We start from the raw sequence: 25,952 nt of genomic DNA on the forward strand, positions 1-25,952 counted from the left end.
CTTTTCCTCGGAGCTGTTGATTCCCCCACGCGCCCCCTTCCGTTCTCTGTTCTCCCCTTATACTCCTTGTACGAGGAGGTAAGAAGTCATGGACAAGACCACACAGGACAGCTTGGCAAAGAAACCCGTCGACATGAGGGACAGGATTCTCGAGCATCTCGAGGCCCTCACCTCTGCCGTCTCGCTCGACGACCTTGCCCGTCTGTCCACCTCCGACATCGCCGAGACGCTCATCATCTCCAGGAGCCTGGCGAGCCAGTACCTCAACGACCTTGTTCGCGCCGGTCTTGTGGTTAAGGTGGCGGGCAGGCCTGTCCGTTATTTTCATCGCCGCGCGTTCCAGAAGCGTTTTCAGGTAAAGCTCTCTGCAAGCGAGTACGCCTCGCTCGCCGACCTCATCCAGGCGACGGGAATCGCCGATCACCGCGACTTCGCGCGTGCCGTGGGCTTCGACATGAGCCTCAGCTCCGTTGTCGAGCAGTGCAAGGCTGCGGTTCAGTACCCTCCGTTTGGCCTGCCCATCCTCTTGAGCGGCGGCGTGGGTGTCGGTAAGTCTTTCCTTTCTCGCCTTGTGTACGAGTACGGCAAGAACCAGGGCTTGCTGTCCTGCGACTCCTCCTATGTGCGCATCGACTGCGCCGGGGTCCCGGACGCCGCCTCGTTCAACGGGCTTCTTGACGAGTCGATCGCGAAAGCGCGCGGGGGTGTGGTCTTTGTCAACGGCATCGAGGCACTCTCTCCCTCTGCGATGGAGCACTGCCTTGCGACGGCCCTCGGGCTCGATGCCTCCCAGGATGCGCCGCGCGCTCGCCTCGTTCTTTCGACGACGCTTTCCGCCGATGACCTGAAGGTTTCCTCGGCCTACAGCAAAATGCCCATCTGTGCCCGCGTCCCCTCACTCAAGGAGCGGACCCCCGAGGAGCGCGAGGATTTCATCTTGAGCTTCCTGCGCAGCGAGGGGTGCCGAATCGGTTCTGATGTGAAGATCAGCCGCGGCGCATACCGTCGCCTCGTGAACGCGGACTTTTCCGATAACATCGCCGGCTTGCGCGCCTGCGTGACGAACTGCTGCGCCAAAGCGTTCCTCAATCGCGAGGGCGACTACGTCGTCGTTCGCCCGTATCTTCTTCCCAGCGGGCTCCTCTCCTCCGCGCAGATCGATCAACAGCCCGACGATGGCGTTCTGATCGACGCGTCTCTGGATGCCGCCGAGAGCACAGGGCCGGTCGAGCAGGCGCTCGATGCCCTGTGCTCCCTCGATGAGCGATTCTTCGCCGGGGAGCTCTCTGTCTCCGAGCTTGTCTCACAAGCTGTCTCCGCTGTGCGCGGCGTTGAGGATCACTTGATCTTCGACCACGGCGTCGCCTCCTCGAGGTCGCGCGCCTTCGAGCGCGTCGTGGGCGCGGTCCTTGCCGACGCAGGCTCTTCTTATGGCATCGAGCTTTCGAGGAAGGTCGCTTTTCTACTGGCCCAGGAGATTTGCCTGCAGTTGTGGCCGGGTATCGGCCTGGCTAAGCGAAAGTCTGCCTGTGCGGAGCAAATCTCCCATCTCCTCGGTGCCGTGACCTCCGAATTGCCGTTTGCCTCGAGTGTCTCCGATCAGGTCGCCGCAGACGTGGAAGGGGCGCTGGGAATCTCGCTCGATCACTTCACGAAGACGCTTCTGACGCTGTGCGTCGCATCGGAGTCTCGCGATGCGAAGGCCCTTCGGACGCTCTGCGTCATCTTGTCCCACGGCTACTCAACGGCGACGAGCATCGCCGACGCGGCGAACCGTATGCTCGGCATGCATGTGTACGAGGCTGTCGACATGCCCTACGACCAGCAGCTGAAGGACATCGTCGGTCCGCTCCAGCGCCTCGTCGACCGCCATTCCTACTGCACCGGGGTCGTGTTCCTCGTCGACATGGGCTCCTTGGAGGAGGCCTATAAGGCCCTCGAGAACGTTACCGACTCCACTATCGGCGTGGTGAACAACGTCTCTACCGGTCTTGCGCTCGAGATCGGGGTCGGGCTGCTCGGCGGCAAGTCCATCGCCGAGGTTCTTGGCGATGCGACCGCCGCGTGCGTGACGCACTGCAAGGTGATCGAGCGCGTCAACCGTGAGGACGCCATCGTCTTCTGCTCCGAGTCCGGGGTCGACGCCGCGGAGAGGATACGCCAGCTCGTCTCGCAGAGCCTCCCGCGCACCATAGGCGCGCGCCTGCTCACGAGGCCCTTCAAGCAGCTCGTCGCGAACGGGTCGAACGACGCCGTTTTCTCCGAGCACCGCGTCTGCGCCGTCATCGGCACGGGAGACCCCGGGGTCGCCTCCGTCCCCTTCGTCGCCCTCGAGGACATCATGTCGACGGCGTCCGCCTCTAAGGTTGATGCCGTGTTCGGCAGGTGGCTTGACGCTTCCGAGCTCTCTTCTTTCCACGAGAAGCTGCTCTCGAACATGACGCTGCAGAACGTCATCCGCTCCATCACCATCCTCGACCCGGAGCGGCTATTCCATGAGATCGAGAGCGCCGTGCACGAGCTTCAGCGCAGGACAGGCGAGAAGATCGGCAGCAACGCCATCATTGGGCTCTACGTTCACCTCTGCTGTCTCGTCGAGCGCCTTGTTACCAGAAACCCCATTGAGACCTACGTTGGCCAGGACCGCTTCGAGGAGGAACGCGCCGATTTCATCGAGTCCTTCAGGCAGAGCTTCTCGAGCATCTCGACGCGCTATCGCGTAGAGGTTCCCGTAAGCGAGATCGCATATGTCTTCGACTACATAAGCGTGAGCGCCGCCCCGGCGCGAGAAGAGCGCCTTGGCTCCTCGGACCTCCTGCTCGACGAGTGACCTTCCCCGCGCCGCCGCAAGCTGACCGCGCGTCCTCAATAATCCGATAACCCCTTGCCCGGCGCGAATCCGGATAGCGCCGAGGCAGTACCGAACGCAAAACTTCATTTGATAGGAGCAAACATGAGTGTTGTTATGGCACGAATCGACAATCGCCTGCTTCACGGCATCATCGTGACGCAGTGGGCCCCGGTGTCGGGCGCGACCCGAGTCATGGTCATCGACGACAAGGTCGCCGGCGACGAGGTCCTGAAGTCCACCATGAGGATGGCGCGCCCCGCGGGCATGGCCGTTTCGATCATCTCCGAGCAGACCGCGCTCAAGAACTTCGCCGCGGGCAAGTACGACCGCGAGAGGGTCTTCGTCATCGCCAAGGAGCCCGAGACGATGCTTCGCCTGGTCGAGTCGGGCGTCGAGCTCCCGTCGCTGGTCGTCGGCGGCTCGCTCGTCAAGGAGGACGGCATCCAGCTCACCCAGCGCGCCTACGCCTCCGCCGAGAACGTCCAGAGCTACAAGGCGCTCATCGCCCGTGGCGTCAAGGTGACGGCCCAGTTCGTGCCCGCCGACAAGCCCGTCTCCGTCGCAGACCTCATCTAAGGGGGAAATATGGTCAACTTCACTATCCTGCAGGTCGTCCTTTTGACCCTGCTGGCCTTCATCAAGCACGTGGACTACTACGGCATCCCGATGATCTTCGTCAATTACGCCGTTTTCTGGGGCCTCATCACCGGAGTCGTCATGGGCGACTGGAAGACCGGCCTTGTCATCGGCGGCACCATTCAGCTCATGCAGCTCGGCGTCGCGGGCTTCGGCGGCTCCTCCATTCCCGACTACGGCACGATGGCCATCATCGCCACCGCCTACGGCGTGACCCTGGGCTCCGACACGGGCCTCGCCATCGGCCTGCCGGTCGGCATGCTCGGCATCCAGCTCGACGTCGTCGCCAAGATCCTCAACGGCTTTGTCGTCGAGAAGTCCCAGAAGTTCTGCAACGAGGGTAAGTTCAATCAGATGAACGCCATCCTGTGGGTCTGCCCCGCGCTCTTCGGCCTGTGCGCCGCCCTGCCCGTCTTTGTCTCCGTGACGCTCGGCCAGCCCGCCGTCAACTGGCTCCTCGAGGTCATGCCCCAGTGGTTCCTCTCCGGCCTCACCCTCGCCGGCAAGATGCTCCCGGCCGTCGGTATCGCCATGCTGCTCCGCTACATGCCAACCGCCAAGTACTTCCAGTACCTGCTCGCCGGCTTCTTCCTCTCGGCCTTCCTGAACGTGCCCATCATCGGCGCCGCCATCGTCGGCGTTGCCCTCGCGATTGCGTTCTACCAGCGTGCCGAGAGGGACACCGAGCTCGCCGCCCACGCTTCCGCAGACGCCTTCATCGGAGAGGATGAGTAACCATGGAAAACGAGAACATCACCGCCGTCGCTGAGGGCAAGCCCTCCGGCTACAAGGTCACCAAGAAGGACCTGCGCAACGCGAACTGGCGCTGGCTCATGAGCGTGTGCACCTTCAACTACCAGACCCAGCAGGGCGCCTCAGTCGCCTACGCCCTCTCGCCGGTCCTGAGGAAGATCTACACGAACGACGAGGACTATAAGCAAGCGCTCAACAACCACTTCCGCTACTACAACACCCAGCCTTGGCTCGCCGCCATCATCCTTGGCGCCTGCGTGGCCATGGAGGAGCGCGACGGCCTAGCGGCGGCGGACGCCGTCCAAGACCTGAAGATCGGCACCATGGGACCGCTCGCCGGCGTCGGCGACTCCCTGCTCATGACCATGATCCCGACCATCATGGGCTCCATCGCCGCCTACATGGCCATCGAGGGCAACCCCGTGGGAGCCGGCATCTGGTTCGCGCTCATCCTGGCCATCTTCTGGGTCCGCATGCACGCCCTCGAGTTCGGCTACAAGCAGGGCGTGAAGCTCGTCACCGACTTCAGCGAGAAGCTTCCCAACCTCACTGCCGCCGCCTCCGTGCTCGGCCTCACCGTGGTCGGCTGCCTCATCGCCTCGGTCATCGGCGTCACCTGCCCGATTAGCTTCAGCTTCGGCGACGTCGCGATGGAGATTCAGCCGCTGCTCGACAAGATCCTGCCTGCCATGATCCCCGCCGCCATCACGGGAAGCGCGTATTACCTTCTTACCAAGAAGAACGCGAGCATGACGGCCCTCATCCTCGTGGTGATCGTCCTCGCGATGGTCGCCTCCGCCGCCGGCATCCTCGCCTAGCTTCGACCCAAGAGATTGGTGAATCAATGAGAAAGATAGTTGTGGCGAGCCATTCCCTTCTCGCCCAGGGCTTCAAGGACACCCTCGAGTTCCTTACGGGTAAGGGCGACGCCGTCAACGCCGTGTGCGCCTACGTGAACGACAACGGCGAGGGGCTCGACGCGGCGGTCGAGGCGGCTCTTTCGGGCACTGACGAGGTCGTCGTCCTCACCGACGCGTACGGCGGCAGCGTGAACCAGCGCTTTTCCCGCTTCGCCTCCGACCGGATCCACGTGATCGCGGGTGTCAACCTCCCGCTCGCCATGACGGTCGCGCTCGCGCGCCCCGACGAGAAACTCGACTTCGACGCCCTCGTCAACGAGGCGCGCCAGCAGATCATCTACGTGAACGGTGCCAGTTCCGCCGAGTGCGACGACGACGAATAGAGGAGGTCGACGATGAGAGAGTTCCTTAAGGACGTGTGGATACACGGCGGTGAGGAAAGCCGCGCCATCACCCCCGAGAACATCACGGGCGAGAAGGGCCGCGCCGCCATGTCGGCCAGCCACCTCGGCGTCGGCCGCAAGGGCTCGTGCTGCGTGCCCCTTGAGTCCGGCGAGACCATCACGCTCGCGGACATCGAGGGACCCGGCATCATCCGCCACATCTGGATGACCGTCCCCGACAAGACCGCCGCCGGCAGCTTCGTCATGCGTGACCTCGTGCTGCGCTTCTACTGGGACGACGAGGAGACCCCCTCGGTCGAGTGCCCTGTCGGCGACTTCTTCTGCAACGGCTTCGGTGAGCGCGCCATCGTCAACTCGATGCCCATCTGCGTGAACCCGACGGGCGGCATGAACTGCTACTTCGAGATGCCCTTCAGGAAGCACGCCAAGGTCACGCTTACGAGCGAGCACCCCGGGTTCATTAAGTACATCTTCTACACGTTCAACTACGCGCTCACCGACGTGCCGGACGACGCCATGTACTTCCACGCCCGCTTTAACCGCGAGCGCAGCACCCGCAGGGGCGTCGACTACACCGTGCTCGACGGCGTGCGCGGCAAGGGCTACTACGTCGGCACCTACATGGCCCTGTGCGCCCTGGAGCGCTATTGGTGGGGCGAGGGCGAGATGAAGTTCTTCCTCGACGGCGACGAGGAGTTCCCCACGGTCACCTCGACGGGAGCCGAGGACTACTTCGGCGGTGCCTGGGCCTTCCTCGACAGGCCGCCCCACGCGCTGCCCGAGGCGCAGTGCTTCAACACGCTGTTCGCCGGCTACCCGTACCGCTCGACGCGCGACGCCACGCGCGACCGCTTCAGCGCGGGCAAGCCGAACCCGAATCCGATGCTCGCGACTAACGACGACGCGCTGCCCAGGCACGGCCTCTACAGGTGGCACCTTCCCGACCCGATCTCGTTCAAGGAGGACCTGCGCGTGACGTTCCAGGACCTCGGCAACGACGACATCAAGCTCTACGAGCGCGAGGACGACATCTCCACCGTCGCCTACTGGTACCAAAGCGAGCCGCACGCCGTGCTCGCCCCGTTTGCCGCAAGGCAGGACCGCGTGCCCAGGTAGGGTCGCCTCGAAACAAGCCAACGTTATGGGCGCCCGCGGTTGACCATGACTGCGGGCGTCCCTTTGTAAGGAGGATCACATGAGCGAAAAGCAAATGAGGCTCGGCGCCCTCGAAGCCGGCGGGACCAAGATGGTCTGTGCCGTGGTGTCCGGCGACGGCGAGGTCCTCGACCGTATGGAGACCCCGACGCTTACGCCCGCCGAGACCGTCCCGCAGATGATCGAGTGGTTCACCGCCCGCGATGTGGACGCGTTGGGCATCGGCGCCTTCGGCCCGACCTGCGTCAACCCCAACGACGAGCGCTACGGCTCCATCCTCCAGACGCCCAAGCTCGCGTGGCGAGGCCATGGTCTTCGCGCCGCGTTCGCCGACGCCCTCGGGATTCCGGTGGCCTACGACACGGACGTGAACGTTGCCTGCCTCGGCGAAGTGGTCTTCGGCTGCTGCAAGGGGCTCGAGGACGCCGTCTACGTGACCATCGGCACCGGCGTGGGCGCGGGCGTCATGTGCGCGGGCAGACTCCTTCACGGCATGCTGCACCCCGAGGCCGGTCACATGCTGGTAAGGACCCGTCCCATCGAGGAGGGACGCTGCGTCTGCCCGAGCCACGCGAGCTGTCTCGAGGGGCTCGCCTCCGGCCCCGCCATCGCCGCGCGCTGGGGAAAGCCCGCGGCCGAGCTCGCGGATAACGATGAGGTGTGGGCGCTCGAGGGGGATTATCTGGGGCAGATGTGTGCGAACCTCGTGCTCATGTACTCGCCTCGCCGCATCGTCCTCGGCGGCGGCGTGATGCACCAGGAGCAGCTCTACGGCATCGTCCGCAAGAAGACCCTCGAATATCTGGGTGGCTACATCCAGACCGCCGAGCTTAAGGACATGGAGAGCTACATCTGCGCCCCGGGCTGCGGCGGCGACCAAGGAATCCTCGGCGCGGCCGAGCTGGCAAGAAGGGCGCTCGCGTAACTTGCGCTCTCTCCGCCATACAACGCGTTAAGAAAAGACGAGCGCTTCTTGCCAATTGAGCGGCAAGAAGTGCTCGTCTTTTGCATTTGTTTTTGGGGCAGGACGCCCCGCCTCCGCTAGAGTCCCTGGACCGCCACACCCACGAGGTTTGGACCGGTGTGGACAAGAAGCGCGGGGCTGATGTCGGAGCGGACGACCTCCTCCGCGTTGGCCACGCGCTCGCACAGGGCCTGCTCCATGCGGTCGTAGAGGTCGGCGTGGGCCGAGGTGCGGCTCGCGGCAAAGCGCACCTTGGGGTGCTTCTCGACGATGGCGGCGATGATCTTGACCTCGGTGCGATGCGGTACTTGCACAGCCATTTCGTGTACGCGAGGCTGTTGGCTTTCTGGGCCACAGCAATCACCTCCCCCTAGTATGATGACCTGAACAATCCTCATGCTAGGGGGAAGGTTTTTGTCGCGTAGCGGAAATTGGCCTCCACCCGCTGAGCGGGTGGCTTTCTATGCCGCGCGTGCCGCGCGGCACGGACTAAAGTCCATGAATAAAAACGAGGAAGGCCACGTCCGGCCTCCCTCGCAAAGGGTCTCTGATTACTCCCACTCATTGGGGACAGACTTAAATGAGTACTCTTGAAATGCCGGCGCCTGGGGACGTTCTTTTTCTGTCTGCAGTTTGGAACGTTCCTTTTCTGTCGGCAGTTTGGGACGGTCCTTAGAGCTGCAGCGCGCCATGAGCGACGAGGCGAAGCGGATCATCCTGTCTTTTGAGTTCTAAGCATAAGCCCCTGTCTCTGAGCAATGACCGGTTCGCATTTGTGCGTATTTGCGTGCGTGGGATTGCGTGAATATGCGTATAGATGCGCCGTTTTCGGGACAACAATGACCGTTTAGCGGTGAGATACGCAAAAACGCGCACAGAAGCGCGTGTTTGTGCGAATATAGAGCTGTCAGAAAGCAAGGCGTTCTATGACACAGGAGGCACATAATGGCAGATTTCAAGCAGGCTCCGCTCGACGCCGCGGCAGCCGCCAAAGCAGCGTTCGCTTCGGTCCAGGACAAGCCGTTCCCCGACGATATTTTTACGGCTCCCGAGCTCCATTGGGCCGTCATCGGTTGCGGCGTTATCGCCAACCAGATGGCTCAGTCCCTTGCTCTTGCCGGTCGCAAGCTTGCGGGCGTCGCCAACCGTACGCTGTCCAAGGCTCAGGCTTTTGCCGAGCAGTATGGCATCGAGAAGGTCTACGACACGGTTGAGGACCTCTACGCCGATCCTGGCATCGACGCCGTCTACATCACTACCCCGCACAACACTCATATCACCTATCTGCGCGCTGCCCTGGCAGCCGGCAAGCACGTGCTCTGCGAGAAGGCCATTACCCTCAATTCCGCTGAACTCGATGAGGCCCGTGCCATTGCCGCCGAGCACAACGTGGTCCTTATGGACGCTACCACGGTGCTCCACATGCCCTTGTATCAAGAGCTGCGTCGCCGCATGGATGCCGGCGAGTTCGGCCGCATGAACCTCGCTCAGCTCAACTTTGGTAGCTACAAGGAGTACGGCGACCTGACCAACCGTTTCTACAATCGCAACCTTGCCGGCGGTGCCATGCTCGATATTGGTGTGTATGCCCTGTCCGTCATGCGCCTGTTTATGGCGAGCCAGCCCGCCGAGGTCGTGTCTCTAGGCAACACCTGCGAGACTGGCGTCGATGTTGCGGGCGGCATCGTCTGCCGCAATGCCGAGCAGCAGCTGGGCGTCGTGAGCCTTACGCTTCACTCCAAGCAGCCCAAGCGCTCGGTCATTAGCTTCGACAAGTGCTATATCGAGGTCAACGATTATCCGCGTGCCGATCACGCGACCATCGTGTGGACTGCAGACGGTCACCGTGAGGAGGTCCACGCTGGCACCGAGGCATACGCTCTGTGCTACGAGATGGCCGACCTGGAGAGGGCCGTTGCCGGCGATGATTCGAAGCGTGAGCTTCTGGGCTATGCTTCTGATGTTATGGAGCTTATGACCAAGCTTCGCGCCGATTGGGGAGTCGTGTACCCCGAGGAGGAGTAAGCGATGCTAGCGGAAGATAGGCTCAACGCGATCGTGTCGATGGTTCAGCAGGCCGGCTCGGTTACCGTGCCGGAGCTTGCCGAAGCCCTGGGCGTGACGGCGTCTACCATTCGGCGCGACCTGCAGACGCTCGACCGAGCACACCGTATCGCCAAGGTGCACGGAGGCGCGACAAGTCTGGAGCGCGCGCACGTGACGCGCGACCTAACGCTTAATGAGCGCAGCGATCTCCATAACGACGACAAGGAGCGTATCTGCGCCCGTGCGGCGGCACTTGTGGAGCCCGAGAGCTTTGTATACATCGACTCGGGTTCGACGACGCTCAGGCTCATCGAGCATCTTCCGCATCTCGAAGGTGTCACCTATGTGACTGATTCCGTGCTCCATGCTCAGCATCTCGCTTTGCGCGGCATGCGTACCGTGGTGCTGGGCGGCGAGCTCAAACCCGAGACCGAGGCGCTCGTTGGCCCCGATGCCTTGGCAACTCTAGACCGCTACAACTTCAACTGCGGCTTTTGGGGTTCCAACGGCATTGCCGCCGAGCAGGGCTTTACGACGCCCGATATCGAGGAGGCACAGGTCAAGCGCATCTCGATGCGCCATACGGCCAAACGCTTCGTAATCTCGGATGCCAGCAAATTTGGCATGGTGGCGCCCGTCAAGTTCGCGGACTTCCGCGACGCAACGATTATTACCGCAGGCGAGGTCCCCGCCAAGTACCGGGCAATGGACAACGTCATCACGGTCTAGCGACGGGAAGGCCACAACCACCACAAAGGGGACAGGCACCTTTGTGGTGGGTCAATGGAAAAGCGGCAACGACCATCCCGGGCGCTGCCGCTTTTGTTGTCTACCGGTTTATCTAAATCTGTAACAACCAGACCGTTAAAAGCAGGCTAGATGTTACAGATCGAGATACTTACGAACCGCGCCGTCCCTTTGTCTCAATCTGTAACATCTGGGACTGATTTTGCCGAGTTACTGTTACAGATTGAGACTATTCCCTTGAGGGAATTCGAATGTCTCGATCTGTAACAGATAGACCGCAAAATGGGCTTCAGCTGTTACAGATCGAGATGTTTGGGAATCCGGCAGGGCCATCGCGGCAAAACCACCACAAAGGTGCCTGTCCCCTTTGTGGTGGTTTAGGGCTCCCAGGGGCAAGGGGCTTCGATGTGGATGTGCTCGCCGGTTACGGGATGCGTAAAGGACACGCTGTGGGCATGGAGCATGAGGCCGCAGGGGCGCGGCGTTCCGTACAGGTCGTCGCCAACCAGGGGATGACGCTCGCTGGCCAGATGCACGCGGATCTGGTGCTTGCGGCCGGTGAGAAGCTCGACATCGATATACGAGCGCGTGGGCAGGCCTCGGCGGCTCTTGAGGCGCTTGAGCACCTTCACGCGCGTTTGAGACGGCTTGCCGCTGGCGCCGACGCGCATCTTTCGACTGTCGTGTCGGTCGCGGGCGATGGGCTTGTCGATGAGCTTTTCGTTCCAGTCGATCTTGCCCTCGGCGAGCGCCAGGTAGTGCTTTTCGAAAGCGTGGTCGATGACCATCTGGTCAAAGGCGGGCTGCGTCTGCTTGTCGAGCGAGAACAGCACCACGCCGGTGGTGTTGCGGTCCAGGCGGTTAAGCGGCTGCATGTCGGTTGCGGCAAAGCCGTCGCCCATGGCAAGCAGCAAGTCGCTGGCGTAGTCGGTAAGCGTGCGCTCGCCGGTGCCGTCGCCGTGGACGATCATGCCGGCGGGCTTGTCGATGGCCATGAGCCAGGCGTCGCAGTAGAGGACTTGAGGTTCTTCGTTCACGTGTAAGCCTTTCGGTTAGCTAATTCCCACAAACATGCAGCCCGAGGTGGCCCCGCGCAGGCGGGCGGCGGGCTTACGGCCGGCCTGCGCGGCCTCGACGGCGCGACGGACGCGTGCGACGGCGCGGCCCAACTCATCCGTCTCGAGCAGCGTGCCGTCCACCATAAGACGACGGACGCCGGCGTCGAGCAGCTGTGGCACCTGCGGCGTGTGGTCGATGGGGTAGGCGTCGTACAAGCGAGAGCGGCCATGGATGTCGGTGCGCACGGGCATGACCTTGCCGTCGATATTCTTGAGCGACAGCTTGCGGGCGCGCAGACGGCAGTTGGCGCAATCGTGGATGCAGCCATTGGCCACCTGCAGGATGCAGTGCTCGCTCGTCATAACGCGCGGGCGGCCGAACACGGTGATGCCCAGGGCTGCGGGCGCGGAGGTGCCAAGCGAGACGATCTCGTCGAGCGTGATCTCGGGCGAGAGCCAAAACGCGCCGGCTCCGCGCTCGGCAAGTGCCTCCATGCAAGGGGTGTTGTGCACGGGCAGGCAAGAGCGGATCTCCGCCGTGGCGCCAACCTGGGCGGCCAGGGCAAGCTCAGAGATGTTGCCAATAGCGACCGTGGCGCCGGCAACAACCCACGGGTCGACGCGTACGTGGTCAACGGCGCGGCAGACCTCGTCGAGTACGGGTACGATGCCCTGCTCAAGCGCATCGGCGGGGGAGAGCTCGGCCGCATCGAGCGCGTCGGTGGTCATGTAGATGCGCGTTGCACCCTCGGCGCGAGCGGCCTCGGCGGCCTCGAGCGAGGTGACGGTGGCGCAGATCTGCGGCTCATCGCGGTAGTGCTCGGGCGCGGGGCGGGAATCACTGGTGACAATCGCCGGCAGCTCGAGCGTGCGGGCACGCTCCTCGTACGGCGCCAGAATGGCCTTTTCCAGCGCCTTGCAAGCGGCGGTGCGTACCTTGTGCACAGCGGAGAAGCCCATGCCGCAGCCTTCATCGAGCGCCACATCAAAGCTCGCGGCCTCAAAGGGAGAGGAGCCCATGCGGCCCACATGCTCAACCAGATCGGATGCCTCGACGGCGCGGGTCTTGGCAGCCTCGACGGTAAAGCCCGTGGCCGTGGCCGTAAGCGATGGGGCGTCGCAGCAGGTGAGCGTGACGACAAACGGTTCGCCCAAACGCGCCACAACGGTTACATCAACGGCGCGGCGGCGCAGCACGTCGCGCTTGAGCGCGGCGCCGGCGGCGTCGATGGCGCGCTGGCTGCGGATGATGCGCACGCGGCAGCCCTCGGGCATGCTGCGGGGCACGCGACATTCGATGATGTCACCGGCGGCGGCATCATCGGTAGCGATAGTGGTTAGGAACTGATCGAACTCGTCGTCGTGGCGAAGTTCCAACAAGTCGCCCTTGCCCACGGGCTCAAACAGCTCAATGCGGGCGATGGCGGCGCGGCGACGACGATCGTCGGGTTTGAGCCCGCGCACGTCGCGGTTGGCCAGGCGGCTGCCCAGTACCGTGCCCACAATCTGGCCGCGGTTGTTGGAGCGCTCGTAACTCATCATCTCGTCGCCCGAGGTGCCGTCCTGATAGGCGTGCGTAAAGTCGCGGTTAAAGCAGCGCTTGAGTTGGCGCTGGCGAGCGGCGTTCTCGTGCTTATCTACGGCGACCCCGGCCAGCATGTCATCGATTTGATGACGATACACATCGACGATGGAGTACACGTAATCGGGCGCCTTCATGCGGCCCTCGAGCTTGAGCGATGCGGCGCCGGCGTCATACAGACGGCGAACGAGCTGCGAAGTGTTGGTGTCGCGCGGGCATAGAGCGCGCTCGCGTCCGGCAGGGGAGAGCGCGCGGCCGTTCTCGTCGATCAGCTCGTAAGGCAGGCGACAGGGCTGAGCGCACATGCCGCGGTTGGCCGAGCGGCCCGCCATGGCAAAGCTCGATAGCAGGCACAGGCCCGAGTAGCAAAAGCAGATGGCGCCATGGCTAAAGACCTCAAGGTCCACATCGGGCGCGGCATGGTGAATGGCGGCGATCTCGTCGATGGAAAGCTCGCGCGAGAGGGTCACGCGGTCGGCGCCTTGCTCGCGGCACCAAAGGGTTCCGCGGTCGTCGTGGATGTTCGCCTGGGTCGAGATATGCGTCTCGATGCCGGGCATGGTGCGCTTGACCTCAAAGAACAGGCCCCAGTCCTGGATGATGAAGGCGTCGGCGCCCAGCGTTGAGCAGCGATGGATGAGCTGCAGCACATCGCTCATCTCGGATTCCTTGATGATGATGTTGACCGTGACGTAGACGCGTGAGCCGGCCAGATGCGCGGCGCGGCAGGCCTGCTCAAAGGCCTCGTCGGTAAAGTTGGTGGCCTTGCGGCGTGCGTTGAAGCTGCCCATGCCGCAGTAGATGGCGTCTGCCCCGGCGGCGAGTGCGGCGGCAAAGGGCTCGGGCCCTCCGGCGGGCGCCAAAAGCTCGGGTCTGCGGTTGGTGGTTCGACTGGCGGTTGCGGTCATATCCTGCCTTTCAAAATGCTCAGATACTCAAAAGTATAGTGGTGCCGTCGCGGCAGGCGATGCCCGTGCTCTAAGCGGGATAAAGTCTTCAGCAGCTTGGACTGGCTGCTTCACATGAGAACCGTTCAGCGGTCCGGGGAAACCGTTGGGCGATAAAATATTCTCGCAACGTGATAATAATCTTGCATCGCGCGGAAACCTTGAGTACTATCCCAATCAAGCGCGGTGTTCAGACCGAACTGTGCCTCCCGGTGTGAACGCCGCGCTCCCGTTCCCTTTTACTTGTAAGGAGAAAAACATGAGCAAGACCGTCGTGTCTTCCGATAACGCACCCGCAGCCATCGGCCCGTATTCCCCCGGTATCCAGACTGGCAACATGGTGTTTCTGTCCGGCCAGCTGGGCATCGATCCCGCGACCGGCAAGCTGCCCGAGGGTGTCGAGGCCCAGGCTAAGCAGTCCCTTGCTAATGTCGAGGCCCTGCTGACCGCTGCCGGCGCCACCTTTGCCGATGTCGTCAAGACCACAGTCTACCTGGCTGACATTGCCGACTTCGCTGCCGTAAACGAGATCTACGCCTCCAAGTTCGAGGCCCCGTTCCCCGCGCGCAGCGCTTTCCAGGTTGCCGCCCTTCCGGCTGGCGGTCTGGTCGAGATCGAGGTTGTCGCCGCTCTCTAAGGTGTTGGTAACAACTAAACATGACATGCAAAAAGACCCTGCAGCGCGTGCGAGCTGCAGGGTCTTTTGTCAAGCGATGCGACAAAAATGATCCGTTTCCCTTCGTCCCCAAGGGATCACGTTTAGCCCTCCTTGCGAACTTTTTGCAGGTAGCGGTAGACGCTGGGCTCCGAGATGCCCAGCGCGGTGGCGGCGCAGGCCACGGCGCCCTTGAGCATAAACACGCCGTTGCCGTTGAGGTGGCGAATGACGTCCACGCGGTCGCTCTGGCCAAGCGACGCTACATCCAGCCCGCGCGCGCTCAGCAACTCGGCAATGCTGCGGTCGATGAGCTCCTGTGTGGACTCCGAAAGGCTTTCGACCTCGATAGGGGCGGGCTCCGTGCGCGTCGGCGCCGCGTCGAAGCAGGCCATGAGCTGCTGTGCCATGGCGTTGATGGAGCGCACGGTCGAGAGATCGGTGTTGACGCAGAGCATGCCGACGATCTCTTTATCCTCGCGGATAAAGTACGTCGCTGACTCCAACGTCTTGCCACCGGCACCGCGCCCCTCATAGCCCGTAATAAACGGCAGGTCGCGATACTTTGGGTCGTGCATGATCTTGAGCGCCAGATCGGTGGCGGGACCGCCGACCTTACGGCCGCTCACGATGCCGTTGCGAATATCGACGATGGCGTGGTCGGGATCCGAGAAATCGTGCAGCACGATCTCGCTGTTTTTGCCGAGTATCTGCTCCAGGAAATCGACCATCGGCAAAAAGCGACGTACGGTCTCGTTCACGGGCAACTCCTTTGGGTGAAAGCGGAAGTTTCATAACAATTTTTTCTCATGGTAACACGCTGCTCATCATCTCGTATATCCGCAGGTACATGACGTAATGCAGACGAACGGTATGATTTTGGCGGTAAACGGTTGACCAAAAGAAAAGTTAGATGCTATTTTGACCAGACACTTTCCTGACCTGCGGAAATGCATTATCTCAGCTGAAGAATAGTCTGATAACAAAAAATTATTATTGAGAATGAGAATCATCTTTAATACGATATGCAACGAAGGCACAACCTCAACCCCGCACTGCGTCACAATAGGGCGTTAGATGCGAAAACAACTATTTCGAGGATTGGTGGTCAAATGACCCAGGAGACGGTTACGAACGGCACTGAAGCCCTGTTCACTCGTGAAGGCATGCCTCCCGTTAAGGAAATGATCCCGTGTGCCCTTCAGCACGTACTGGCATCGTTTGCCGGCATCATCACCCCGGCTGTCATCATGGCCGGCGTCTACGGCTTTAATAGCCAGCAGAGCACCGACATCATCCAGGTCGCGCTCATTCTTTCGGCGATCGACACGGCCCTTCAGGCCTTTGCCCCCTTCCGTCGCATCGGCGGCGGCCTGCCCATCGTCATGGGCGTTTCGTTCGCGTTCCTCCCGGCCCTGCAGGCCATGGGCGCCTCGGGCTTTAGCTTTGGCGCGCTGTTGGGCGGCGAGATTGTCGGCGGTGCCGTCGCGGTCCTCTTTGGTCTGGCCTACAGCAAGATTAAGTGGCTGTTCCCACCCGTCGTGACCGGTACGGTCATCTTCTCCATCGGCGTTTCGCTGTATCCCACGGCCGTCAAGTATATGGCCGGCGGTATGGGTACGCCACTGTGGGGCACCCCGCAGGCCTGGTGCGTCGCTCTTATCACCTTCGCCGTGGTCTTTGCGCTCGCCAACTTTGGCAAGGGCACGCTCAAGCTGGGATCCGTGTTCTTTGGCATGATCGTTGGCATGATCGTCTCCATCCCCTTTGGCATGATCGACTTCTCAAGCGTCGCCACCGCTCAGGTCTTCGCCCTTCCCAAGCTCATGCCCTATGCGCTCGAGTTTGATCCCGAGGTCTGCATTACCCTCGCCGTCGTGTTCCCCATGGTTGCCATCCAGGTTATCGGCGACGTCTCCGCCGCCTGCCTGGGCTCCATCGACCGTATGCCCACCGAGCGCGAGCTCTCCGGCGCTATCGTGTCCCAGGGCCTCACCTCTATGGTCGGCGGCCTGCTGGGCGGTCTTCCCACCAGCGCCCTTGGCCAGAACGTGGGCATCATCTGCTCCAACAAGGTCGTCAACAAGTGGGTCTTTGTGATCATCGCGGCCGTCTTTGCCATCGCCGGTCTGTTCCCGCAGCTCTCTGCCGTCCTTTCCGCTATCCCGCAGCCCGTCATCGGCGGCGCGACCGTCGGCGTCTTTGGCACCATTACCATGAACGGCGTGCGCATGTTCACCCGCGAGGGCCTCACGCAGCGCACTACCACCATCGTCGGTACCTCCGTCGTCTTTGGTCTGGGTATCTGGATGGCCAGCGGTTGCCTTGCCGGCGAGGGTATGCCCGCCTGGGTGTCCACCGTCATCGGCTCCAATGCCGTAACCCCCACCGCCATCATGGCCATCGTCCTTAACCTGATTCTTCCGCAGACGCCGGTCGTGGCTCAGCACATCGATGCTGCCAAGGACGCTGCCGTGGATCTGGTCTTGCCCGAGAGCAAGAAGTAACCAATTCGGTGCTATTCGTCGGCGGACGCATCGCCTCGTCCGCCGACGTCATGCGGCGTCAAGCCGCACTTCAAAGGGTTTGTCCCTTTGGTGAAGCGTTGACGGGAGAGGGCCCGTTTCCGGTGTAGGCCGGCGCTTCGCACTCCGCCATGTCAGAGGTGTCAAACCCCGCCTCTGATGTTGAAGGGAGCATTCATGCTTCTGGTCGCTAACGGTTCCGTTTTTACCCGCAACGCTCAGACCCCGTTCATTCCCAACGGTGCGGTCGCCATTGACGGAGATACGATCGTCGAAGTGGGCCCCGAGTGCGAGCTCAAGGCCAAGTACCCGGATGCCGAGTACGTCGACGCCCAGGGCAACCTCATCATGCCCGGACTCATTAACTGCCACACCCACATCTACTCGGGTCTGGCTCGCGGCCTTGCCATTAAGGGCTGCAACCCCACCAACTTCCTGGAGAATCTTGAGCAGCAGTGGTGGAAGATCGACGACAACCTGACGCTCGACGGCACCAAGGCCAGCGCCTATGCCACGATTCTGGACTCCATCCGCGATGGCGTCACCACGATCTTCGATCACCACGCGAGCTTCTGCGAGATTCCGGGCAGCCTCTTTGCCATTAAGGATGCCGCGCAGGAGCTGGGCATGCGTTCGTGCCTGTGCTACGAGGTCTCCGACCGCCGCGGTCAGGAAAAATGCGACCAGGCCATTGCCGAGAACGCCGAATTTGCCCAGTGGGCCGCCAAGGAGCGTCGCGATAACGACAACCACATGATCGCCGCCATGTTTGGCGGTCACGCCACCTTTACGCTTTCGGACGAGACCATGGACAAGATGGCCGAGGCCAACAACGGCCTGACCGGCTTCCACATCCATGTGTGCGAGGGCATGAATGACGTGTGGGACTCCCGCCTCAACCGCGGCGGCATCAGCCCCGTCGAGCGCTTGCTGCAGCATAACCTTCTGGGTCCCGACACCATGCTCGGCCACTGCATCCACGTGACGCCTGCCGAGATGGATATCGTCAAGGAGTCTGGCACCTGGCTCGTCAACAACCCCGAATCCAATATGGGCAACGCCGTGGGCTGCGCCCCCGTGCTCGAGTTCTTCCGCCGCGGCATCCCCGTGTGCATGGGCACCGACGCCTACACCCACGATATGCTCGAGAGCCTCAAGGTCTTCCTGATCATTCAGCGCCACAACGCCGCCATGCCCAACGTGGGCTGGTGCGAGGCCATGACGATGCTCTTTGAGAACAACGCCAAGATGGCGAGCAAGTACTTCGATCGCAAGCTCGGCGTGCTCGAGGCCGGCGCTGCCGCCGACGTCATCGTTATGGACTACAAGCCCTTTACGCCGCTGAGCGAGGAGAACATCGACGGCCACATGCTCTTTGGCATGATGGGTAAAAACTGCCGTACCACCATCATCAATGGCCGCGTCCTGTACAAGGATCGCGAGTTTGTCGGTATCGATGAGGACAAGATCAACGCGTGGACCATGGCTGAGTCCAAAAAGCTCTGGAGCACGCTCAACGATCGCGCCTACTAGTTACAAGTAGATTCACGCGCGCCGGATGTTTCGCCGCATCCGACGCGCGTATAGGCGACCTCCGCGGGGTCGCCGGCGCTGTGCTAGCGCTACACCGTATTTGCGCCCGCCGCGCGGTCTCGCCGGGCGTTACAGAGAGGAACTCACTATGAGCGACATCATGAGGCCGATCCCGTTTTCGCAGCTGATGAACTGGATCATCGAGGAGCATAAGACCCAGGACGCCATCTTTGGCGTGCGCAAGATGGTCACGACCAACCAGGAGGGCGCGCTTCCCATTTTTGACGAGCGCATCGAGACCCCGTTTGGCCCGGCTGCCGGCCCCAACACGCAGCTTGCCCAGAACATCGTGGCATCCTACGTGGCCGGTTCTCGTTTCTTTGAGCTCAAGACCGTCCAGGTTATGGACGGCGAGGAGCTCTCCAAGTGTGTGAACAAGCCCTGCATCGTGGCTCAGGACGAGTGCTACAACTGCGAATGGTCGACCGAGCTCGAGGTTCCGCAGGCCTTTGCCGAGTACGTGAAGGCATGGTTTGCCTGCCACCTGATCGCTCGCGAGTACGGTCTGGGCAGCCCGGACGGCTTTGTCTTCAACATGTCCGTGGGTTATGACCTCGAGGGTATTAAGAGCCCCAAGGTCGACGCCTACATCGAGGGTATGAAGGACGCCAGCGGCTCTGACGTCTGGAATGAGTGCCGCGCATGGGCGCTCGCCAACCTGGACAAGTTTGAGCATGTCGACGCCGCGTTTGTCGAGTCCATCCCGGCGCGCGTCTCCAACTCTATCACCGAGTCTACCCTGCACGGTTGCCCGCCAGCGGAGATCGAGCGCATCGCGACCTATCTGATCACCGAGAAGGGCCTCAACACCTACATCAAGTGCAACCCCACGCTGCTGGGCTATGAGTTTGCCCGCCAGCGCCTCAACGAGCTGGGCTTTGACTACATCGTCTTCGATGACACGCACTTCCGCGAGGACCTGCAGTGGGCCGACGCCGTGCCCATGTTCGAGCGCCTGATTGCCCTGTGCGCCGAGCGCGGCCTGGAGTTTGGCGTCAAGCTGACCAACACGTTCCCCGTCGACGTGACGAGGAACGAGCTGCCCTCCACCGAGATGTACATGTCCGGTCGTTCGCTGTTCTCGCTGACCATCGAGGCCGCCCGCCGCATTACCGAGCAGTTCGATGGCAAGCTGCGCATCAGCTACTCCGGCGGTGCCACGGTCTACAACATCCGTGCCCTGTATGACGCCGGCATTTGGCCCGTTACCCTGGCGACTGACGTGCTCAAGCCCGGTGGCTACGAGCGCTTTAGCCAGATGGCCGGCGAGTTTGCCGACCTGGACGGCAAGCCGTTCGCGGGCGTCTCGCTCGAGGCCGTGACTGCGATCCAGACCGACTCGCTCACCAACCCGCTCTACAAGAAGCCGCTGCGCCCGCTGCCCGACCGCAAGGTCGCCGGCAAAAGCCCGCTTTCCGACTGCTTTACCACGCCGTGCCGCACGAGCTGCCCCATCCAGCAGGATATTCCCGCCTACCTGGCGGCTGTTGACGAGGGTCGCTACGAGGACGCGTTCAACATCATCATCGAGCGCAACGCCCTGCCGTTCATTACCGGCACCATCTGCCCGCATCCCTGCGGCCGTGCCTGCGAGCGTGCATTCTACGAGCCCGAGGGCGCCCAGATTCGCGCCAGCAAGCTCAAGGCCGCCCGCGAGGCCATGACCGCCGTGCTGCCCAAGCTGCGCGCCCAGGCCATCGCCAACGACGGCGAGCGCAACGTTGCCGTTATCGGCGGCGGCCCGGCCGGCCTGGCGACGGCGTTCTTCCTGACGCGCGCCGGCGTGCCCGTCACCATCTTCGAGGCCCGCGACTCGCTCGGCGGCGTGGTCCGTCACGTGATCCCCGAGTTCCGTATTGCCAGCGACGATATCTCCCACGACGCCGAGCTTTGCCTGGCCTTTGGTGCCAAGGTTCAGCTCAACGCCCGCGTGGAGTCCATTGACGAGCTCAAGGCCCAGGGCTTTACCGACGTGGTCGTGGCCACCGGTGCCTGGATGCCCGGCTCTGCGGGCCTGGGCGAGGGTGCCGAGCTCGACGTGCTGGAGTTCCTCGAGGCCGCCAAGAAGGGCGAGAAGCTTGAGCTGGGCGAGGACGTCGTGGTCATTGGTGCCGGCAACACCGCCATGGACGCCGCCCGCGTGGCCAAGCGCCTGGCAGGCGTGAAGAACGTGCGCCTGGTGTATCGCCGCACCAAGAAGCAGATGCCCGCCGACGAGGAAGAGCTCGATCTTGCTCTTGCTGACGGCGTTGAGTTCTGCGAGCTGCTGGCGCCCAAGGTACTCAACGGCGCCGTGCTGACCTGCGACGTTATGGAGCTTGGCGAGCCGGATGCAAGCGGTCGTCGCAGCCCCGTCGCCACGGGCGAGACCGTCGAGCTTTCCGCCACCACGGTGATTTGCGCCGTGGGCGAGGGCATCGATGCCAGCCTGTACGATGCCGCGGGCGTCGAGCACGACCGTCGCGGCCGCCTTGCCGCCACCTCCACCGGCGTCGAGGGCATTTGGGCTGCCGGTGACTGCCGCCGCGGTCCTGCCACCGTGGTCGAGGCTATCGCCGACGCCGCCGAGGTCGCCCGTGCCATCGCCGGCGTGGACTTTAACAAGTACGCCGACTGCAACGAGCAGGCCGGTCGCGAGGACACCTGCTACGAGCGCAAGGGGACGCTCTGCCGCGACAAGCGCAACTGCACCAAGACCCGCTGCCTGGGCTGCGGTTCGGTGTGCGAGGTCTGCTGCGACGTGTGCCCCAACCGCGCCAACGTTGCCATTAAGGTGCCGGGCCTGGCCAAGCATCAGGTGGTACATGTCGATGGCATGTGCAACGAGTGCGGCAACTGCGCCGTGTTCTGCCCCTACCAGGAGGGTCGTCCCTACAAGGACAAGCTCACCCTGTTCTGGAGCGAGCAGGACATGGAGAACTCCGAGAACGAGGGCTTCCTGGCTGTGGACGAGGACCACTTTAAGGTCCGCGTCGCCGGCACGGTCCGCACCGTCTCGGTCGATGCCGTCAATACCGGTCTGCCCGAGGCCGTCCGCCTGACCATCAAGGCCGTGCGCGACAGCTATTCGTACCTCCTTAAGAAATAGGCGAGTCTCTTATGGCCAAATCCATTCAACATAACGTGGCCTACGTTGCCTGCGGAAGCGGTTGCGCCTCCGCAGGCGGCGACGCCCGCTGCAGCGAAGGCTGCATTGGCTGTGGCGCCTGCGTCACAGCCTGCCCCCACGGCGCCATCGCACTGGTCGACGGCGTCGCCCGCGTGGACCGCTCCAAGTGCACGGGCTGCGGCCTGTGCGGCATGGCGTGCCCGCAGCGCGTGATTGCCTTTGTTCCCGGCTACCAGAACATCCTGGTGCGCTGCAACAACACCGATAAGGGCGCCATCGCCCGCAAGATTTGCGACACGAGCTGCATCGGTTGCGGCATGTGCGCCAAAAAGTGCCCTGCCGGCGCTATCCGCATCGAGGACAACTGTGCCCACATCGACGGTGCGGACTGCCTGTCGTGCGGCATGTGCGCCGTCGTTTGCCCGCATGGCGCCATCCACGACCGCACCGGCATCGCCGCCGGCGTGTAGAGGGGAATCACCATGGCACAGGAATTCACTTTTACCGTTAACGGCGTCGAGCACACGACGACCCAAAACAAACCGCTGCTTCGCTACCTGCGCGACGACCTGCACATCCATTCAGCCAAGGACGGCTGCTCCGAGGGTGCTTGCGGCACCTGCACCATTCATGTGGACGGTGCAGCCGTCAAGGCGTGCGTGCTGACCACCGCCCTTGCCGCCGGCCGCAACATCGTGACTATCGAGGGCCTGCCCGAGGACGTGCGCGAGGCCTTTGTGTACGCCTTTGGCGCCGTGGGCGCCGTGCAGTGCGGTTTTTGCATCCCCGGTATGGTCATGGCGGGTGCGGCGCTGATCGCCGAGGATCCCGAGCCCACCGAGGAGCAGATCAAGTACGCCATCCGCGGCAACGTCTGCCGCTGCACCGGCTACAAGAAGATCATCGAGGGCATTTCGCTGGCAGCTGCGGTGCTCCGCGGCGAAAAGCAGATCGACGAGGACCTGGAGCGCGGCGACGACTACGGCGTGGGCAAGCGCGCCTTCCGTATCGACGTGCGCAAGAAGGTGCTCGGCGAGGGCAAGTATCCCGATGACATCGACGAGCTCGATCAGCCGGGTCTGACCTACGCCAGCGCCGTGCGCTCCAAGTATCCGCGCGCCCGCGTGCTCTCCATCGACACCTCCAAGGCCGAGGCCCTGCCCGGTGTGGTGGGCATCCTGCGCGCCGAGGACGTGCCGGTCAACCAGGTCGGCCACCTTATCCAGGACTGGGACGTCATGATCGCCCAGGGCGATATCACCCGCTGCGTGGGCGATGCCATCGTGCTGGTGGTTGCCGAGGACGAGGCGACGCTCGAGAAGGCCAAGAAGCTCGTAAAGATCGATTACGAGCCGCTGGAGCCCGTGCGTAACATTGTCGAGGCCAGGGCTGCCGACGCCCCGCGCCTGCACGACAGCTTCTTTGCCTTTGGCAACACGGTGGAGCTCAAGGACAACGTGTGCCAGAGCCGTCACGTGACGCGCGGCGACGCCGCCAAGGCGCTGGCAGAGAGCGCGTTCACCGTGACGCAGCGCTTTACCACGCCCTTTACCGAGCATGCCTTCTTGGAGCCCGAGTGCGCCGTTGCCTTCCCGTACAAGAACGGCGTTAAGGTGCAGTCGACCGACCAGGGTGCCTACGACACGCGCAAAGAGTGTGCCCATATGTTTGGCTGGGATAGCGAACCCGAGCGTGTGGTCGTCGAAACCATGCTCGTGGGTGGCGGCTTTGGCGGCAAGGAGGACGTGTCCATCCAGCACCTGGCCGCGCTCGCCGCATATAAGTTCCAACGTCCTGTGAAGTGCAAGCTCACGCGCGCTGAGTCGCTTGCGTTCCATCCTAAGCGCCATGCCATGGACGGTACCTTTACGCTGGGTTGCGACGCCGAGGGCAACTTTACCGGCCTTGATTGCGAGATCAACTTTGATACCGGCGCCTACGCTTCGCTGTGCGCCCCGGTGCTCGAGCGCGCCTGTACGCACGCCGTTGGCCCCTACAAGTACCAGAACACCGACATTCGCGGCTTTGGCTACTACACCAACAACCCGCCCGCCGGCGCGTACCGCGGCTTTGGCGTTTGCCAGTCCGAGTTTGCGCTCGAGAGCTTGATCGACTTGCTGGCAGAGAAGGTCGGCCTGGACCCGTGGGAGATTCGTTACAGAAACGCCATCGAGCCGGGCGAGGTTTTGCCCAACGGCCAGATTGCCGACTGCTCCACGGCGCTGAAGGAGACGCTGCTTGAGGTCAAGGATGCCTACTATGCGCATCCCGGACACGCCGGTATCGCCTGCGCCATGAAGAACGCCGGCGTGGGCGTGGGCCTGCCCGATGCCGGCCGCTGCAAGATTCGCGTCGAGGATGGCCGCGCCGTGGTCTACGCCGCCACGTCCGACATCGGCCAGGGCTGCAACACGGTCTTTTTGCAGGACGTTGCCGAGGCGTGCGGTCTGCCGCTGAGCTGCATTGCCAATGGCGAGTGCTCCACCGAGAACGCTCCCGACTCCGGCACCACGTCTGGCTCGCGACAGACGGTCGTGACCGGCGAGGCCGTGCGCGGTGCCGCCTTCCTGCTGCGCGATGCCATGCTTGACATCGAGGCCGGCAAGCCTGCACCCGATGTTCCTGTGAGCGCGCATGGTGACGGCGTCAAGATCGAGTACGACGACGGTCGCGCCTATCAGTTGCGCACGCAGGAGCTCGTCGCCGGCCAGGGCATGCATCCTCAGGATCCCGCGGCCGCCATCAAGGCGCTCGAGGGATGCGAGTTTGGCTACGTGTACCTGGAGCCGACTGACAAGCTGGGCGCTGACGTTCCCAACCCCAAGAGCCACATCTGCTACGGTTTTGCCACGCATGTGGTCATTCTGGATGATGACGGTCGCGTGAGCGAGGTCTATGCCGCGCACGATTCCGGCAAGGTGGTCAACCCCATCTCCATCCAGGGTCAGATCGAAGGCGGCGTGCTCATGGGTATGGGCTATGCGCTTACCGAGGACTGGCCGCTCAAGGACTGCGTGCCCCAGGCAAGGTACGGCACGCTCGGGCTGTTCCGTGCGCCCGAGATTCCGGATATCCACGCCATCTACGTGGAGAAGGACGAACTGCTGCCCGTGGCATACGGCGGAAAGGGCATCGGCGAGATTGCAACGATCCCCACGGCGCCCGCCGTACAGAATGCCTATCGCGCATTTGACGGCAAGCTGCGTCCGGATCTGCCCATGGTGGATACGCCGTACAGCCGCGCCCGTCACCGCGGGTAGGGTAGAGCGCGGATGGCATTTCTGACGGGCTGTTCGCGCTCACCATCAACTGCATATGCTGTGCCTTTGGGGCGCAGTTCAATCGCGAGCCGGGGCCTTTTGTTTGGAGCGGAAACTGTGTCCCGGAATAGGCGCTCAGAATGGGATGCGCTTTCCCCTTGGAGCCCTCGGCGGAGATTGCATCCCAGAATCCGCGCCTGGAATGGGACACACGATTGTCCGTGCCCGCATCCCACCATATTCGGGATGCGGGTTTCTGCGCTTTTGTGCATCAGACAAGCAGCTGCTTTTGGCGGCTCTCCCGGGCTGCGCATCGCTTGTGATGTCGATGCGACCGACCAGAGAGTCGGCGCATTGGTCAATCGCATTACAAAAGACAGGTTTATTGAGATTGGTGAACTGACGGCCATGGCCCATACCATTGTGGTTGCCTAGATTGAAAGCTGAGATGGAAAGTGCTTTCGGACAGGAGGGCAATATCAAGCCCCACGTTCCCTGTGGGAAGTGGGGCTTTCAAGGGCTGCTAGTTAATAGTTATTAGAGGTAGCCGTTCAGCCAATCGGGCATATTGGGATCGTCAATGCTCCACGAATCTTCTTCATGCTCGCTTTCTTCCCAGTTGCTTTCGTCCCCATCGAAGAACTTGCGCCTATTACACTTGTATTTGACAACCGTGTCGCCCTCACGGCGGTATTCATTCCAGTAGTAGTTTTGCTTTCCGTATCCGTTCCATTCTTGAGTTCTGTATATGACCATGGTGTCTCCTTTTCGTTTGCGTACGCGGGGCGCACGGTGTATCAGATTTGA

The 25,952-nt window shown here is 62.5% G+C and carries 20 protein-coding genes; 15 read left to right on the top strand and 5 right to left on the bottom strand.

What is annotated here, in order from left to right:
• The first annotated feature begins 88 nt into the window (after window positions 1–88).
• From DXD24_RS02785 to DXD24_RS02815, 7 genes are all read left to right on the top strand, one after another.
• Window positions 89–2,830 (top strand): PRD domain-containing protein, encoded by a 2,742-nt coding sequence (locus DXD24_RS02785; RefSeq protein WP_117646103.1) that lies wholly within the window; start codon window positions 89–91, stop codon window positions 2,828–2,830.
• A 123-nt stretch (window positions 2,831–2,953) separates the two neighbouring features.
• On the top strand, window positions 2,954–3,427 hold the full coding sequence (locus tag DXD24_RS02790) for a PTS sugar transporter subunit IIB (protein ID WP_117646104.1): 474 nt from the start codon (window positions 2,954–2,956) through the stop codon (window positions 3,425–3,427).
• Between the two features lie 9 nt (window positions 3,428–3,436).
• Complete coding sequence (locus DXD24_RS02795; RefSeq protein ID WP_089572477.1) at window positions 3,437–4,222, top strand: PTS sugar transporter subunit IIC; 786 nt, start codon at window positions 3,437–3,439, stop codon at window positions 4,220–4,222.
• 2 nt (window positions 4,223–4,224) lie between these two features.
• Window positions 4,225–5,058: a PTS system mannose/fructose/sorbose family transporter subunit IID gene (locus tag DXD24_RS02800; protein WP_089572476.1), complete on the top strand. Its 834-nt coding sequence runs from the start codon at window positions 4,225–4,227 to the stop codon at window positions 5,056–5,058.
• 26 nt (window positions 5,059–5,084) lie between these two features.
• Window positions 5,085–5,483 carry a PTS sugar transporter subunit IIA gene (locus tag DXD24_RS02805; RefSeq protein WP_089572475.1) on the top strand — a complete coding sequence of 133 codons (399 nt, stop codon included), beginning with the start codon at window positions 5,085–5,087 and terminating at the stop codon, window positions 5,481–5,483.
• Window positions 5,484–5,495: 12 nt separating this feature from the next.
• A complete protein-coding gene (locus tag DXD24_RS02810) occupies window positions 5,496–6,620 on the top strand; it encodes a glycoside hydrolase family 172 protein (RefSeq protein WP_117646105.1) in 1,125 nt (374 codons plus the stop codon).
• A gap of 79 nt (window positions 6,621–6,699) precedes the next feature.
• A complete protein-coding gene (locus tag DXD24_RS02815) occupies window positions 6,700–7,584 on the top strand; it encodes an ROK family protein (protein WP_197032144.1) in 885 nt (294 codons plus the stop codon).
• A gap of 116 nt (window positions 7,585–7,700) precedes the next feature.
• Here the strand turns inward: DXD24_RS02815 and DXD24_RS02820 are convergent, their stop codons facing one another.
• The gene (locus tag DXD24_RS02820) at window positions 7,701–7,937 is read right to left on the bottom strand and encodes a hypothetical protein (protein ID WP_147326344.1); all 237 of its coding nucleotides are present in this window, start codon (window positions 7,935–7,937) and stop codon (window positions 7,701–7,703) included.
• A gap of 631 nt (window positions 7,938–8,568) precedes the next feature.
• Between DXD24_RS02820 and DXD24_RS02825 the strand changes: the two genes are divergently transcribed.
• Together DXD24_RS02825 and DXD24_RS02830 are read left to right on the top strand one after the other, a co-directional pair.
• Window positions 8,569–9,648: a Gfo/Idh/MocA family protein gene (locus DXD24_RS02825; protein WP_117646107.1), complete on the top strand. Its 1,080-nt coding sequence runs from the start codon at window positions 8,569–8,571 to the stop codon at window positions 9,646–9,648.
• 3 nt (window positions 9,649–9,651) lie between these two features.
• The gene (locus DXD24_RS02830; protein ID WP_117646108.1) at window positions 9,652–10,398 is read left to right on the top strand and encodes a DeoR/GlpR family DNA-binding transcription regulator; all 747 of its coding nucleotides are present in this window, start codon (window positions 9,652–9,654) and stop codon (window positions 10,396–10,398) included.
• Window positions 10,399–10,793: 395 nt separating this feature from the next.
• On the opposite strand, the gene DXD24_RS02835 is transcribed toward DXD24_RS02830, so the two are convergent.
• Together DXD24_RS02835 and DXD24_RS02840 are read right to left on the bottom strand one after the other, a co-directional pair.
• The gene (locus tag DXD24_RS02835) at window positions 10,794–11,453 is read right to left on the bottom strand and encodes an RluA family pseudouridine synthase (RefSeq protein WP_231500732.1); all 660 of its coding nucleotides are present in this window, start codon (window positions 11,451–11,453) and stop codon (window positions 10,794–10,796) included.
• A gap of 15 nt (window positions 11,454–11,468) precedes the next feature.
• Window positions 11,469–13,964 (bottom strand): U32 family peptidase, encoded by a 2,496-nt coding sequence (locus tag DXD24_RS02840; RefSeq protein ID WP_117646110.1) that lies wholly within the window; start codon window positions 13,962–13,964, stop codon window positions 11,469–11,471.
• A 298-nt stretch (window positions 13,965–14,262) separates the two neighbouring features.
• Between DXD24_RS02840 and DXD24_RS02845 the strand changes: the two genes are divergently transcribed.
• Window positions 14,263–14,640, top strand: a complete 378-nt coding sequence (locus DXD24_RS02845) for a RidA family protein (RefSeq protein WP_089572469.1) — start codon at window positions 14,263–14,265, stop codon at window positions 14,638–14,640.
• Between the two features lie 122 nt (window positions 14,641–14,762).
• On the opposite strand, the gene DXD24_RS02850 is transcribed toward DXD24_RS02845, so the two are convergent.
• Window positions 14,763–15,419, bottom strand: coding sequence for a transcriptional regulator (locus DXD24_RS02850; RefSeq protein ID WP_233502309.1), 657 nt, complete (start codon window positions 15,417–15,419; stop codon window positions 14,763–14,765).
• A gap of 351 nt (window positions 15,420–15,770) precedes the next feature.
• Here DXD24_RS02850 and DXD24_RS02855 point away from each other — a divergent pair, with 351 nt between their 5' ends.
• The 5 genes from DXD24_RS02855 to xdh all read left to right on the top strand — a co-directional run bounded on the left by DXD24_RS02855 (window position 15,771) and on the right by xdh (window position 25,145).
• Entirely contained in the window at window positions 15,771–17,165 is a 1,395-nt protein-coding gene (locus tag DXD24_RS02855) for a uracil-xanthine permease family protein (protein ID WP_055285183.1), read from the top strand.
• Window positions 17,166–17,360: 195 nt separating this feature from the next.
• Entirely contained in the window at window positions 17,361–18,716 is a 1,356-nt protein-coding gene (ssnA, locus tag DXD24_RS02860) for a putative aminohydrolase SsnA (protein ID WP_117564164.1), read from the top strand.
• Between the two features lie 148 nt (window positions 18,717–18,864).
• Window positions 18,865–21,864 carry a putative selenate reductase subunit YgfK gene (ygfK, locus tag DXD24_RS02865; RefSeq protein WP_117646111.1) on the top strand — a complete coding sequence of 1,000 codons (3,000 nt, stop codon included), beginning with the start codon at window positions 18,865–18,867 and terminating at the stop codon, window positions 21,862–21,864.
• 11 nt (window positions 21,865–21,875) lie between these two features.
• Entirely contained in the window at window positions 21,876–22,355 is a 480-nt protein-coding gene (locus DXD24_RS02870; RefSeq protein WP_035137469.1) for a 4Fe-4S binding protein, read from the top strand.
• Between the two features lie 12 nt (window positions 22,356–22,367).
• Window positions 22,368–25,145 (top strand): selenium-dependent xanthine dehydrogenase, encoded by a 2,778-nt coding sequence (gene xdh, locus DXD24_RS02875; protein ID WP_117646112.1) that lies wholly within the window; start codon window positions 22,368–22,370, stop codon window positions 25,143–25,145.
• Between the two features lie 537 nt (window positions 25,146–25,682).
• On the opposite strand, the gene DXD24_RS02880 is transcribed toward xdh, so the two are convergent.
• Window positions 25,683–25,901: a hypothetical protein gene (locus tag DXD24_RS02880; RefSeq protein ID WP_117564167.1), complete on the bottom strand. Its 219-nt coding sequence runs from the start codon at window positions 25,899–25,901 to the stop codon at window positions 25,683–25,685.
• Window positions 25,902–25,952: the final 51 nt, after the last annotated feature.

It is taken from the genome of Collinsella sp. TF12-2AT (genome assembly GCF_003436735.1).
In the GTDB taxonomy this organism is placed as follows: Bacteria; Actinomycetota; Coriobacteriia; order Coriobacteriales; family Coriobacteriaceae; genus Collinsella.